This is a genomic window from Flavobacterium magnesitis (genome assembly GCF_041729735.1).
Taxonomy (GTDB): domain Bacteria; phylum Bacteroidota; class Bacteroidia; order Flavobacteriales; family Flavobacteriaceae; genus Flavobacterium; species Flavobacterium magnesitis.
The window spans coordinates 30611-44481 of record NZ_JBCFQK010000011.1 but is presented as its reverse complement, the minus strand read 5'-3'; the positions used below and the strand labels follow the sequence as shown (position 1 = coordinate 44481).

Below are 13871 nucleotides of genomic sequence, written 5' to 3'. Positions count from 1 at the left end.
TCAATATTTTAAATTCCAAATTCCAATATTAATTGGAGTTTGGAATTTTTATTTTAAAACTAATCTCTAAAATTGATTTTTTTTGCTTCAATTTGTAATAATCTTAATCAATTGCTTTTTCTAAGAAATGAAGATACTTGTAATTCAACAAAAAATGATTGGTGATGTACTTGCCAGTAGTATTATTTGCAACAATTTATGCAAAGCTTACCCTGAAGCTCAAATAGATTATTTAGTTTACAAGGAAACCATTCCTGTTTTAAAGGGAAATACCAGTATTGATAATATCATTTTATTTGAAGAAGAACACAAAAAAAACAAAACAAAATTTTTAAATCTAGCACTCAAAATTAGAGCTACAAAATATGATTTAGTAATTGATGCATATTTAAATTTAGAAAGTGCTCTTATTGTATTTCTGAGTGGTGCTAAAAGAACCATTTCATATAAAAAAAATTTTCTTTCCTTTTTATATACAGACAAAGTATACTTTGCTACAAGCCCTGAAACACAAATGGGATTAGCTATTGAAAGAAGATTCTCATTATTAAATCCATTAAATTTAGAGATATCTATTGATCCCTATCCAAAACTATTTGTCACAGCTGAAGAGAATCAAAAAGCATCTACACTTTTTAACAAACATCAAATAAACAGACAAAGAAAAACGATAATGATTAGTCTTTTAGGAAGTGAAAATGCTAAGACTTATCCATTAAATTACATGACTCAAATAATTGATTATATTGCAACAAATAATGATGTAAATATTATTTTTAATTATTTCCCAAAACAAATTAACGATGCCAGAAAAATTTTTGATGCTTGTAGTATTTCCACAAAAGAAAAAATTTATTTTGATTTATTAGGTGATGATTTAAGAACCTTCATTGCTCTCTTGAATCAATGTGATTTAGTTATAGGAAATGACGGAGGAGCAATTAATATGGCAAAAGCACTAAACAAACCAACATACACTATTTTTTCTCCCTGGATAGATAAAGAAAGTTGGAGTACATTCGACGATGGCATAATAAACAAAGCAATACATTTAAAGGATTTTTATCCTAAATTATTAACTAATAAAAGTCGAAAAGAGCGTAAAAAAAATTATGCCCATTATTACAATCTTTTAAAACCATCTCTTATCTTTGAGAGTTTAACTAATTTTTTAAATATACATCTACATTAAACCATGTACAAATTCCTCATCTACATTTCCTATTCTTATAGTATCCCAATTGGAAAACCGCTTCAAGAAGAAATCGAACGACGTGGGTATAAAGTATTTTGGTTTTCTGATATAGAAAACACCAAGCAGTACTTTTCTAAAAATGAAAAAGTTCTTAATACTGTAGAAGAAGTCATCAAATACAGTCCTGATATTGTTTTAACCGCAACTGACAATGTTGCTCATTTTTTTCCTGGAATTAAAGTTCAAATTTTTCATGGCTTTTTGTCTAATAAACGTCAAGAAATGAATTCTCATTTTAAAATTCGAGGTTTTTTTGATTTATACACTACTCAAGGTCCATCAACTACTGAAATTTTTGAACAGCTGGCAAAAAAACACGGCTATTTTGAAGTTATTGAAACAGGATGGTCGAAAGTTGATCCGTTGTTTCCAATTGTTCAAAAAATGATAACTGAAAAGCCTGTAATTTTAATTTCTTCAACATTTACATCAAGATTAAGCTTAGCAAAAAACGAATTGGTATTTAATGAAATAAAAAGATTATCCAATACCGGAAAATATCATTTTCTATGTGTTTTACATCCTAAACTAGAAGAAGAAATAAAAACTAAATTCAAAAATTTAGAAAGTGTAAATTTCAATTATTTTGACACTACTGATTTGATACCTCTTTTTAAAAGAGCTGATTTAATGTTTTCTGATACAACATCTGCTATTGTTGAATTTTTGCTGCAAGAAAAACCAGTAGTTACTTTTAAAACCAAAGTACCATTTGAACACCTAATTAATGTTACAGAAGTTACTGAAATTGAAAATGCAATTGATTTAGCTTTGACAAAGCCTAACAACGTTATGAAAGCCATTCGGAAATATATCGAATTGACACACCCTTATTTTGACGGGAAATCTAGCGAACGTATAATTAATGCTTCTATTAATTTCTTTAATAAAGATAAATCGCATATAAAATCAAAACCGTGGAATTTAATCCGAAAGTACAAGATTAGAAAATCATTAAAGTATTATAAATTTTGGTAAACTTTATTTTTTCCAAAATTTTATTTTCTTTTTCAATCTCTTTTTTCGAGCAAATTTTTCTTGAAATTCATGGGTTTCCTGCCACATTTTATTAAAAATTTCAGTTTCAGATTTTTCAGTGTACCATTTTGAATATTCGTTACTCATTATGGCAATCATCTCCTTTTGAGGCGTAAGTCGGTTAAAATTTTTCATCCTTGAATTAAAGTCCATTGATTCATGGAAATTCATTCTGTTTAAATCTACCAGAAAAAATTGACACTTGCCATCGGTGGATTTTTTAATTAAGGTGTTTCCTGGTGAGTGATCTAAAAATTCTATTCCTTTCTCGTGCAAACCAAACGTAAATTGTGTGAACTCCCGGATGATTAATTCTCTATTTTGGAAATCTTTATTTTCAACAATATCTCTAAACTCGAACACATTTTCTAAATGTTCGCAAGCGTAATAACTGTCTTTTAAACCAATAGCATCATAATTCTCAAAAAAAGCAATAGGCTTTGGAGTTCCAATTTGCATTTCGATTAATTTAGAGGCAAATTCAAAAGAACGCCTGGCTTTTGATTTCCTGAAATATTTATAGGCTATCTTATTGATTAAATGAGGAATCTTAAATGATTTAATATTGATTGTTTCTTCATTTAAATCGAAAAGCTTGATTATATTACGCTTTCCATTTCCAAGAAGAGTTCCTTGAGAATTAAAGTTTTTCACGATAGAAATAACTTCAGTTGGATTTATTATAGCTCTATTTGATTCAAATTTTGTAGTCATAAATAATATAGAAATTCGATTTTAAAATTGGTCAATTATTGGTCTCCAAAACTCAATCACTTTGGGTTTATTAATCCCATGACAACCAAAAGGAAGTAGATTATTGGTTAATTTCATAGCAAGATTAGGTTTCCTGTCCATTCCAAAAAAAATGGCTTCTTTGTAATCTGGAATTTTGAAATTAACATCAAACTCTGGAGCTTTCAATGACCAAAAAACATCTTCAATTGCATATATTTTCTTTTCTTTTTGATTTAAAAAATCAGAAATGAATTGGTGATATTCTTTTGTAATAGTTAGATGGGAAGCAACTTTTCTAAGAGAAAAACCTCCATTACCGACTTTATAGAATATTTGTTGTCTCTCTTTTTTCTTTTTTGACCAAAATACTCTGGCAATTTTATCAAAAATTTTCATACCTAATGAATTTACTGGTGTAGCAATCCATGGTGATCCAATATAATCATATCCTTTATTACACCATTCTCTTAGTTCATCTTTAAAGACAAAAGCATCTAATTGATAAATTAAAATGTACTCACTGTCTAAGAACTTTTCGTAAAACAATGAAGACAAGAGCAATTCATTATAACCTTTAATAGATTCAAAATAGTATTTAGGAAAGCTTTCTGTAGTTATTTTTTGGTTTGCTCGAGACAAATAGGAATGGTTTAATCCTTCAGGATGTACAATTACTATTTCATATTCTTTTAAAACCTTACAACATTGTAAAAATGATTTCTCTTCAAGTTCGCCAAAAAATTCTCTGTAGACAGGAATAACAACTTTTACTAAATGTTCAGACATATATTTTAAATTTAAATTTCAAAATTATTTAGTCTTTAACAAAATTCTTGTTTGAACTTTTCTTAAAAATGAAATTAACATCACAAAAATAATCTTATAAATAATAAAAACTTGATTATTCTAAATTAAATATTATAACGAACAAATAAAATCATTTTAATTATTTATGGTGTAAGAAAAACAATATATTTGCAAAAAAATATGTTTATATATTATTATGCTAACATTTGATTAATATATTCATGCTATAGCTTAAGAAAATAACGTATTTCAAATAGAAATTTTATCACTAAAAACAACATTAAAGATTTGTGGGATTCTTATTTTTTATTTTATTAAAATTCACAAGCAACCTTTTTAGAATTAATACATCTTTATTTAAAATAATAAAGAATAACATCTAAAATTATTTTCATTACTGATTAATAATCAATGATTAATTTAAAAAACCATGAAAATAATAAAGTCTATAAAAATACATTTTAGAAAAAAAAGAGAATTAAAAAGACAGGGGATTACTTTTATACCAAATCTTGACCAATTCAATTTAGATCAAAAAACAATTGTGTTTATAAGCAACACATTGCCGAAATACGACCAGGATTCAGGTTCCAACCGTCTTAAGGAAATAATTATTTCTTACAAAGAAATGGGCTACAACTGCATCATTTGTGTAGAAAATATTTTTGAAGCTGACAAATATGTTACCTTTTTTAATGACCTAGGAATTATTGTTTATTTAGAAAGCCATTTACACAAAAATTATATTGCTTTTTTAAATTCAATTCATCACATAGACTACATTTGGTACAATGGTCCTAAAAATCTTAATAGATACTTTTCTAAGCTTTCAAAATATTTTCCAGAGTCAAAGTCCATATATGATATGATTGATATTCATTTCTTAAGATATAAAAGAGGTATCGAACTAGAACCTTTTAGAATTTCGTTAAGAAAAAAATATTATAGATATTTTAAAATTGAAACGGAATTGGCAAAAAAAACAGATGTTGTAATCGCAATATCAGAAGTGGAAAAGGAAATCATGTCTCAGTACTTAAAAGAAAGTCAAATTCTGTTAATTTCAAACATCCATTATTGTAAAATAGATGGGAATAAAATTGCTCCATTTGAAAAAAGGAATGATATTTTATTTATTGGTTCCTCACACGAACCAAACATTGATGCCATTCATTACTTATATAATGAAATTATGCCAAAAGTTTGGTTGAAATTACCTAACATCAAAGTTAATGTAATAGGAAATGTAAAAAACAAGATCCATTCCATCTCCCATCCTAATTTCAATTTATTAGGATTTGTAGAAAACATTGAATCTTATTTTATTTCTTCTAAGCTGATGGTTGCCCCTTTACGCTATGGCGGAGGAGTAAAAGGAAAAATAGGTCAATCTTTTGAGTATTTCTTACCAGTAATTACTACCCCAATAGGAGCTGAAGGAATGTTTTTAGTAAACAAAAAAAATGCGTATATCTCTGAAACTGCAGATGAATTTTCAAACCAGATCATAAAACTTTATAATAATAAAGAAATTTGGTCTAAATTATCAGACAATTCAACCGAAAGTCTTTATCCATTTTCCAAAGAAAAATTAAAATCTGTATTAAAAGAAATATAAAAACATGGAAAATACCATTGTTAATTACCATGCTACTTTTTCAAAAACTTCAGGAATTGCTGAAGCTGCAAGAGCAAATTTTACTGCACTAAAAGACAGTTATTTTACAGTTAATCAAATTAATTATAGCCAGAGTAAAAGTCAATTTATTAAAGAAAACAATAATTTAGTTATTGATATTGATGATAAAATTATCAACATCTATCATATAAATATCAATGATATCCCTTGTTATCTGTTAAACAATAAAATTCCTAGATCAGCAAGCATTTATAATATTGCTTATTGGGCTTGGGAATTCCATAAACTTCCAGATGAGTTTATCGAATTACTTGCTCTTTTTGATGAAATATGGGTTCCTAGTAGTTTTTGCCAAAATGTATTTGCTACATATTCTTTCAAACCAGTTATAAAAATCCCTCATTTAATTGAAACAATTGAGATTGAAGAAAGTAAACCTAAAATAAAATTACAAGATAAGTTTGTTTTCTTATCCATATTTGATTCACTTAGCACACCCGAAAGGAAAAACACAGATGGTCTCATACAATGTTTTTTAGATACTTTTTCTAATAATCCTAATGTTGTTTTAATATTAAAAACAGTCCATTTAGAAAAAAATAAACGACTGCATAGGAAACTTACAGAACAGACAAAAAATCACAACTCGATTATTATTATTAATGAGAACTATACTAAAAAAGAACTCATACAACTCATAGACTCTTGTCATTCTTATGTTTCGTTACATCGAGCTGAAGGTTTTGGATTGACTCTTGCCGAGGCTATGTTGAGAAACAAAATCGTAATAGGAACTGGCTATTCTGGAAATTTAGAATTCATGAATAACCAAAATAGTTTTTTGGTCAATTATCAATTAATCACAAAAGATAAAGATTCTGGTTTTATAAAACAAGGTTATCAATATGCTGAACCTGATATCGAGAATTCAAAAAAAGTTTTAAATTTTGTATATGATAATTACAATAATCTCGAAGACATAAAGCTAAATGCAAAACGAACCATACAAAACTCATTTAGCAAAAAAACTATTGGTGATTTAATGCTTTCTAGATTATCCAAAATAAGTTCATTTATGAAAGAAGGCAATATTAATTTAGCTAAAAACAATGACTTAATCACTGAAAACATAAGGCTAAAAAACAATATTAAGAAATATGAAAAAAATATAATTATAAAATTAAAAGCTATTTTAACATCCAAAACGAATAAGTAATATTTCAGCTTTTATCTTAACTATTTTTTATATTTTGATTTTATTGTTCGTATTGCTTTCTTGCAACTTAAAACATAGCTAATCAGCTTACTTTTTTTGATTTTTCTTAACTCTGCTTCTAATTCTTTCACTCTACTTTTATAAGTGATTAAAAGTATCATGCTTTCATTTGCATTTTTAAAATTTCGTTTAATAGATTCTGATCTATTAAGCATTTTAGAACCAATGCTTTTATATGATAATTTAATTTGAGTATCTATTTGAGCCTTTTTAGCTTTTTCGTTTGCTAAATTTTTATTCGTATAAACTAATCTCATTTTTTCAACACTATCATCTAACAAAGGATCAGCCCAAATGGTATTGTCACAAAAATTAACATCAGGATTTTCTATAGAATTGATAACATAATCTACAAGAAAACTATTTCCCTCATTCATAAATTCTAAATTTCCTGAATAATTTGTAGCAATTGTCGGTTTCCCTAAACACATTGCTTCTGCAAGAGTTAATCCAAAGCCTTCTGAATGATGCAACGAAACATAACAATCACATTGATTTATAAAATGATTTAAATCGTTTTTTTCTAAATCAATGTCAACAATCTTGATATTAGATTTACCTCTAATTTCATTTAGTACTAAAGCATAATCTTTAGGATTGTTTTTTGCATTAGAACATTTGATAATTAACTCAACGTCAGTCTCAACTGGAAAAGCTTTAATAAAAGACTGAATTAAAAACAAGGTATTTTTCCTTTTTATGGAGCTTCCAAAATTAAAGATAAACAAGAAACTGTATTTTTGATTATCGTATATATCTAGAAAGCCTTTTTTTACCAAAGGAGTTAAATCAACTTCAACAGGATGCGGAACCGTCATAATTGGCCCCAAGAAATGTTGCCTGAAAATATCCCTGCAATACGTTGATGGAGTCCATATTTCATGAAATAAGTGAAGTGTTTTTTGTATTTCCTCAGGAACATATTCTGATTCCCAAACAAGAAACAAAATATTATATCTATTTAAAAAGGAAGTAGTTTGAATTCCTGAAAAAAAATCAGAAATATCGTTTAGGGATAATTGAATTAGATTGATACTATATTTAAAGCTATCTTCATTAATAGTTCCTTTTTTTAATTTCAAATAATCAATCTTAGCATAAGGCAAACCTACTGATTCCATTGCTTTCAGGTTCAATCGTACTGCTTCACCTAAACCAAATTCGCCATCAATATAACCTACAACATTAACACCTAAATCTAACTTATTCATTCTTTTTTTTCAAATATTAAACTCTAATTCACCTCCAAAGACTGCAAACTAACCAAATTAGCATAATTCCCTTTCCTTTTCAATAACTCTTCGTGAGTACCTTGTTCTACAATTCTACCTTTGCTCATCACTACAATTAAATCGGCATTTTGAATGGTTGACAAACGGTGTGCAATAACAATCGAGGTTCTGTTTTCCATCATGTTTTCTAATCCAACTTGTACCAATTTTTCCGATTCGGTATCCAATGCCGATGTAGCTTCATCCAAAATCATTATTGGAGGATTTTTCATTACCGCTCTTGCAATCGCCACACGCTGACGTTGTCCTCCAGATAACATTCCGCCTCCATCACCTACAGGACTGTTGTATTGCTCTGGAAATTCTGAAATAAAATTATGAGCATTCGCCACTTTAGCAGCACTTATAATCGCTTCCATATTAGGATTATCAATACTTAACGAAATATTATTAGCAATAGTATCATTAAATAAAATAGAATCCTGAGCTACAATTCCCATTTGTTTCCTTAGCGAATCTGTTGTAACCTCCTTGATATTGACACCATCAAAAGTGATACTTCCTTCAGTAACGTCATACAATCGAGTAACTAAATTTGCCAAAGTCGATTTCCCACTTCCCGATTCTCCTACTAATGCCACTCTTTTACCTTTTGGTACCGTTAGATTAAAATCTCTTAAAACATATTCCGAATCGTACTTAAACGAAACATTAGTAAACTTAATTTCATTTTTAAATTCGGTAATCGCTATAGCATCAAGATTGTCTTTTAGCGGATTGGTTGCGTCTAAAATAAAAGCAACTCTCTCATAAGCGGCATTTCCTCCCATTAAAGCTTGATTTGCCTTTGTAATTGCCTTAGCTGGTGTCAAAATTTGATAGGCTAATCCCATATAAGCAATAAAAGCACTTCCACTCATCGAACCATCAATTAACACCAAAGATCCTCCATAAACTAACAAAATAGAGATTACAAAAATCCCTAAAAATTCACTCATTGGACCTGCCAAACTCATTCGAACTCCAATTTTATTGTTCAAATTATTTATGTATTCTGTGGAATTAAAATAACGACGTATAAAAAATTGCTCCGAAGTAAAGTTTTTAATCACTTTTATTCCTCCAAGAGTTTCTTCAATATCAGATAATAAATGTCCTTCTAATGAAAAAATATCACCCGATTGGCTTTTGATCGATTTACTCATTCTGGATATTAAAAACCCAGAAACAGGTAGAAAAAGAAATACAAAAATGGTCAATTTCCAACTGATAAAAAGCATAGATGCTAATGTAAAGACAATAGTCAATGGCTCACTCACCATCATTAAAATACTCAAAAAAGCACTTTTTATCGTATTAATATCAGAGGTCATTCTCGAAATCAAATCTCCTTTTCTTTCATTAGAAAAAAAAGAAACAGGCAAACTGATTACTTTTTGATACACATCATTTCTCAAATCTTTTAAAATTCCATTATTCAAATACGTCATGTAAACTATCGAAATAAAATTGAAAAGATTTTTCAACAAAAAAGTAGTCAAAACAAATACAACCATCCATATTAAAGTGCTTAAAGCGCCATTGGTTTCAGTATTATGAGTAATAAAATAGTTTAATGAATTTTCTAAGTAGCTTTTATCTAAACTTTTAAAACCTTCATAAACGGGTTTTACATGTACTTTTTCACCATCAGAAAACAATACTTTCATTAAGGGAAAAAGCGATAGCATCGAAATAGCCGAAAAAAAGGCATATAAAACATTGAAAACGATACTGATTATTAAATTTCTTCTATGTGGTACTAAATACTTTAAAAAGCGTTTGAAATTTTTCATTGAATGATTTTAGATTAAAGACTAACCTAATTATTTTTGAGGTCAATAATTTTTGTGCAAAGATAAAATTAAAATAGTTTTAAAACCAGAAAAAGCATTCATGAATAAACTTACAAAAGGCATAATTAAATACTAAAAAAAACAATAATTATAGAATTTCAAATTTGTCAATTTAAAAGATAATTTTCAATATCAAAATTTTGATTTTATTAACCAAATCAATCTTTTTAACTAATCACAAGCTTTCAAAAAATGAGATTTCTAGATTTTTTTTTCGTTCCTTTGTAAGCATAAATTTGTCACTTGAATTTTAAATAAAAAATGGAAAATCTTAACGAAGAAGTCCACAAAGCTTACGAAATAATCAAAGAAGGCGGAATCATCCTCTATCCTACCGACACGGTTTGGGGAATCGGCTGTGATGCCACTAATCCTGAAGCAATAGCCAAAATTTACGCTTTAAAACAGCGCGAAGAAACAAAAAGCATGATTGTTTTGATGAATGGCGAAAAAATGATGTACAACGTTTTTAAAGAAATCCCTGAAGTAGCCTGGCAAATCATGGATTTATCTGAAAAACCAACGACACTAATTCTGGATAATCCCAGAAATGTGGCTCCCAATCTAGTTGCTTCAGACAAAACCTTAGGAATTCGATTAATCAAAGAACCTTTTTGTTTTAAATTATTGGAACGAATGAAAAAACCTTTAGTATCAACTTCTGCTAATATTTCAGGTCAACCCACTCCAAGAAGTTTCAAAGAAATTAGTCCCGAAATTATAAAAGGCGTGGACTATGTTGTAAATTTGCATCGCGAAAAAATTTGCCAGAATCCGTCAACAATTATAAAATTGACTAATGATTCTCAGGTAAAAGTGATAAGGAAATAAATTCCAAAAAAACAAATCCCAAATCCCAAAAACGCTTTGGAATTTGGAATTTTTCAATTGAAAATTTTCATGAACTACAAATCAGCCTTACATAATACCATTTTTGAAGTTATTTCTCAAGCATCCAAAGCGCTCAACGTTGAAAGCTACGTTATTGGAGGTTTTGTTAGGGATTTAATTTTAAAAAGAGACTTTAAAAAAGACATCGATATTGTTGCTGTAGGCAGCGGAATTGAATTGGCTTTAAAAGTCTCTGAATTACTTCCAAAGAAACCTAAAGTTCAGGTTTTTAAAACCTATGGAACCGCTATGTTGCGTTTTGAAGATACAGAAATCGAATTTGTAGGAGCACGAAAAGAATCTTACACGCACCACAGCAGAAATCCTATTGTGGAGAATGGAACATTAGAAGACGACCAGAACCGTCGCGATTTTACCATAAACGCATTAGCATTATCTTTAAGTAAAAGCAATTTTGGTGAATTACTAGATCCTTTTGGAGGTTTGATTGACATCGAAAATAAGATTCTAAAAACACCTTTAGATCCAGACATTACCTTTTCTGATGATCCATTGCGAATGTTAAGAGCCATTCGTTTTGCTACGCAACTGAATTTCGAAATTGAAGCAAATTCATTTCAATCCATCACAAAAAACGCTGAAAGAATCAAAATCATTTCTGGCGAACGCATTGTAGACGAATTAAACAAGATCCTTTCGACTGCAAAACCGTCTATTGGATTCTTATTACTTTATAGAACTGGTCTTTTAGACATCATTTTACCCGAATTAACGGCTTTAAATCAGGTAGAAGAAATTGAAGGACACACTCATAAAAACAATTTTTATCACACCTTAGAAGTAGTTGACAACATTTGTCCTAATACAGATGATGTTTGGTTGCGATGGGCTGCATTATTGCACGATATTGGAAAAGCACCAACTAAAAAATTCAATAAAAAACAAGGCTGGACTTTTCACGGACATGAGTTTTTAGGTGGGAAAATGGTCAAAAAACTATTTGAACGCTTGCACATGCCATTGAACCAAAAAATGAAATTCGTGCAAAAAATGGTCATGATGAGTTCTCGACCTATCGTTTTATCTCAAGATATTGTGACTGATTCGGCAGTACGCAGATTGGTTTTTGACGCTGGTGAAGACGTCGAAGATTTAATGACGCTTTGTGAAGCCGATATCACGACTAAAAACCCAAATAAATTCAAAAAATACCACAATAATTTTGTTATTGTACGCAAAAAAATAGTTGAAGTTGAGGAACGTGATAGTGTTCGTAATTTCCAACCTCCTATTTCTGGAGAAGAAATTATGGAAATTTTCAACCTAAAACCTTCCAGAGAAATTGGTGTTCTTAAAGAAGCGGTTAAAGAAGCAATTCTAGAGGGCGAAATCCCAAATGAATACGAAGCTGCCTACAATTTTGTATTGAAAAGAGCCGAGAAATTAGGATTGAAAAAAGTTTAAATTCTACTTACTATTCATTAATTTTATAAAAATTTACGGGATATGAATTTAGCCGAATTAAAACTAGAACTAATAGCAAAAATTATAGCTACTAATGATTTGATTCTTTTGAATAGAATTAAAGAAATTATTGACTCTTATGAGCCATATGCTGCTGCTAACGAACCAACTTCTACATACGAAAAAGAGACTTCTGAAAAAATTTATGTTTTTAACAAATGGCAACAAAAAAGAATAGATATTGCTTTAAAACAAGTTGAAAATGGAGAATATTTAACTGAAGAAGAGGACGAAAAAGAAATGCAAAAATGGTTCAAAGAAGAAGACGAAAGATTGATTGGACAATAAACGCAGTACTTGCCAAAAAAAGTATTTTTCGTTATTGGAATAATCGAAATAAATCAACCCTTTATAGCCAAAAATTGAATAAACTCTTCATTGCAACATTGAGTAATGCAGAAAATTTCCCCGAAGCATCCATCGCTACAAAAAAAGAAAACATCCGAGCAATACTAGTTAAAGATTACTATTTAATTTTTGAAATAACCGAATTAAATATAAAAGTTTTAGACATCTGGGACACCAGACAAAACCCTGAAAATTTTCCAATAAAATAATATCCGCCTTGAAAAAACACTTTTTAAAATCAGCCAAAATAGCTTTAATTCTTGTATATCTTGTCATTTTTGCGGGCGCATTTGTCCGATTAACTGGTTCCGGAATGGGTTGCCCTGATTGGCCAAAATGTTTTGGATATTATATTCCGCCAACAGAGGAAAAAGAATTACTTTTTACTGCTGGTAAAGAATACAACAAAGGACAAGTAATCATAAAAGACGAATCATTATTGGTTGCTAAAAGCAGTTTTACATCAAAATCTACTTTTGATACATCAAATTGGGAAAAATACACCAAACACGATTACGCAGTTTTCAATCCGTTACACACTTGGGTAGAATACATTAATCGATTGTGCGGCGCTTTGGCTGGAATAGCTTGTATCGTTACGTTTATCCTTTCTTTTGGTTTTTGGAAAGACAATAAAAAACTAATTTTACTTACTTTCTTGGTTTGTATTTTAATGGGGTTTCAGGCATGGTTAGGAAAAACAGTAGTCGATTCCGTTTTGAATCCTGTTAAAATTACTACGCACATGTTGGCTGCTTTATTGATTGTTGCTTTTCAATTAATCACTATCTATGCTGTTCAAAACAACCGAAAATCACTAATTTTTGATACTAAATTTCACTGGTTTTTAATCATTTCTTTAATTTTAACGTTAATCCAAGTCGTTTTAGGAACAAGTGTGAGGGAAGATATAGACACTATTTCGAAAACTGGCGCACCTGAAATTTTATGGCTTCAAAATCCGAGTATATCATTTTACATTCACCGAACATTTTCAATTATAGTTTTGTTAGCCAATTTGTATTTGTTTTCCCGAAATAGAAAACTCAATTTAGGTTTCTCAAAAATGAATTGGGTAATGATTTTACTTTCCATCGAAATCATTTCTGGAATTGCAATGTATTATTTTCATTTTCCTTTTGGAACACAAACCATCCATATTGTGCTGGCAACACTACTATTTGGAGTTCAATTTTATATGATTTTAGAATCAAAACGCAAGAAAACAATTTTATAAACTATCTTTGCATCTGACTATATTGTCGCAATA

13 protein-coding genes are annotated in these 13871 nt (G+C 29.3%); 9 read left to right on the top strand and 4 right to left on the bottom strand.

Features of this window, described 5'->3' with window-relative positions; genetic code table 11:
• Positions 1-127: 127 nt before the first annotated feature.
• Complete coding sequence (locus tag AAGV33_RS08930) at positions 128-1192, top strand: glycosyltransferase family 9 protein (protein WP_373391629.1); 1065 nt, start codon at positions 128-130, stop codon at positions 1190-1192.
• Between the two features lie 3 nt (positions 1193-1195).
• The gene (locus tag AAGV33_RS08925) at positions 1196-2233 is read left to right on the top strand and encodes a UDP-N-acetylglucosamine 2-epimerase (protein ID WP_373391628.1); all 1038 of its coding nucleotides are present in this window, start codon (positions 1196-1198) and stop codon (positions 2231-2233) included.
• Between the two features lie 3 nt (positions 2234-2236).
• On the opposite strand, the gene AAGV33_RS08920 is transcribed toward AAGV33_RS08925, so the two are convergent.
• Together AAGV33_RS08920 and AAGV33_RS08915 are read right to left on the bottom strand one after the other, a co-directional pair.
• Positions 2237-3007: a lipopolysaccharide kinase InaA family protein gene (locus AAGV33_RS08920; RefSeq protein WP_373391627.1), complete on the bottom strand. Its 771-nt coding sequence runs from the start codon at positions 3005-3007 to the stop codon at positions 2237-2239.
• A gap of 21 nt (positions 3008-3028) precedes the next feature.
• Positions 3029-3814 carry a DUF5672 family protein gene (locus tag AAGV33_RS08915; RefSeq protein WP_373391626.1) on the bottom strand — a complete coding sequence of 262 codons (786 nt, stop codon included), beginning with the start codon at positions 3812-3814 and terminating at the stop codon, positions 3029-3031.
• A 451-nt stretch (positions 3815-4265) separates the two neighbouring features.
• Here AAGV33_RS08915 and AAGV33_RS08910 point away from each other — a divergent pair, with 451 nt between their 5' ends.
• Together AAGV33_RS08910 and AAGV33_RS08905 are read left to right on the top strand one after the other, a co-directional pair.
• Positions 4266-5453, top strand: coding sequence for a glycosyltransferase (locus AAGV33_RS08910; protein WP_373391625.1), 1188 nt, complete (start codon positions 4266-4268; stop codon positions 5451-5453).
• Positions 5454-5457: 4 nt separating this feature from the next.
• Positions 5458-6690 (top strand): glycosyltransferase, encoded by a 1233-nt coding sequence (locus AAGV33_RS08905; RefSeq protein WP_373391624.1) that lies wholly within the window; start codon positions 5458-5460, stop codon positions 6688-6690.
• A 20-nt stretch (positions 6691-6710) separates the two neighbouring features.
• Here AAGV33_RS08905 and AAGV33_RS08900 read toward each other — a convergent pair whose 3' ends face one another.
• Positions 6711-7961, bottom strand: a complete 1251-nt coding sequence (locus AAGV33_RS08900; protein WP_373391623.1) for a glycosyltransferase — start codon at positions 7959-7961, stop codon at positions 6711-6713.
• Positions 7962-7984: 23 nt separating this feature from the next.
• A complete protein-coding gene (locus AAGV33_RS08895) occupies positions 7985-9817 on the bottom strand; it encodes an ABC transporter ATP-binding protein (RefSeq protein WP_373391622.1) in 1833 nt (610 codons plus the stop codon).
• Positions 9818-10138: 321 nt separating this feature from the next.
• Here AAGV33_RS08895 and AAGV33_RS08890 point away from each other — a divergent pair, with 321 nt between their 5' ends.
• From AAGV33_RS08890 to AAGV33_RS08870, 5 genes are all read left to right on the top strand, one after another.
• Positions 10139-10708, top strand: coding sequence for an L-threonylcarbamoyladenylate synthase (locus AAGV33_RS08890; protein ID WP_373391621.1), 570 nt, complete (start codon positions 10139-10141; stop codon positions 10706-10708).
• Between the two features lie 69 nt (positions 10709-10777).
• The gene (locus AAGV33_RS08885; RefSeq protein ID WP_373391620.1) at positions 10778-12193 is read left to right on the top strand and encodes a CCA tRNA nucleotidyltransferase; all 1416 of its coding nucleotides are present in this window, start codon (positions 10778-10780) and stop codon (positions 12191-12193) included.
• A gap of 42 nt (positions 12194-12235) precedes the next feature.
• Positions 12236-12541 (top strand): hypothetical protein, encoded by a 306-nt coding sequence (locus tag AAGV33_RS08880; RefSeq protein ID WP_373391619.1) that lies wholly within the window; start codon positions 12236-12238, stop codon positions 12539-12541.
• Between the two features lie 74 nt (positions 12542-12615).
• A complete protein-coding gene (locus AAGV33_RS08875) occupies positions 12616-12810 on the top strand; it encodes a hypothetical protein (RefSeq protein WP_373391618.1) in 195 nt (64 codons plus the stop codon).
• An 8-nt stretch (positions 12811-12818) separates the two neighbouring features.
• Positions 12819-13838, top strand: a complete 1020-nt coding sequence (locus AAGV33_RS08870) for a COX15/CtaA family protein (protein ID WP_373391617.1) — start codon at positions 12819-12821, stop codon at positions 13836-13838.
• The last annotated feature ends 33 nt before the right edge of the window (positions 13839-13871 follow it).

Excerpts from the sequence above, each read along its gene's own strand:
- AAGV33_RS08930 (WP_373391629.1), top strand. The coding sequence starts at position 128 with ATGAAGATACTTGTAATTCAACAAAAAATGATTGGTGATGTACTTGCC.
- AAGV33_RS08925 (WP_373391628.1), top strand. The coding sequence starts at position 1,196 with ATGTACAAATTCCTCATCTACATTTCCTATTCTTATAGTATCCCAATT.
- AAGV33_RS08920 (WP_373391627.1), bottom strand. The coding sequence starts at position 3,007 with ATGACTACAAAATTTGAATCAAATAGAGCTATAATAAATCCAACTGAA.
- AAGV33_RS08915 (WP_373391626.1), bottom strand. The coding sequence starts at position 3,814 with ATGTCTGAACATTTAGTAAAAGTTGTTATTCCTGTCTACAGAGAATTT.
- AAGV33_RS08910 (WP_373391625.1), top strand. The coding sequence starts at position 4,266 with ATGAAAATAATAAAGTCTATAAAAATACATTTTAGAAAAAAAAGAGAA.
- AAGV33_RS08905 (WP_373391624.1), top strand. The coding sequence starts at position 5,458 with ATGGAAAATACCATTGTTAATTACCATGCTACTTTTTCAAAAACTTCA.
- AAGV33_RS08900 (WP_373391623.1), bottom strand. The coding sequence starts at position 7,961 with ATGAATAAGTTAGATTTAGGTGTTAATGTTGTAGGTTATATTGATGGC.
- AAGV33_RS08895 (WP_373391622.1), bottom strand. The coding sequence starts at position 9,817 with ATGAAAAATTTCAAACGCTTTTTAAAGTATTTAGTACCACATAGAAGA.
- AAGV33_RS08890 (WP_373391621.1), top strand. The coding sequence starts at position 10,139 with ATGGAAAATCTTAACGAAGAAGTCCACAAAGCTTACGAAATAATCAAA.
- AAGV33_RS08885 (WP_373391620.1), top strand. The coding sequence starts at position 10,778 with ATGAACTACAAATCAGCCTTACATAATACCATTTTTGAAGTTATTTCT.
- AAGV33_RS08880 (WP_373391619.1), top strand. The coding sequence starts at position 12,236 with ATGAATTTAGCCGAATTAAAACTAGAACTAATAGCAAAAATTATAGCT.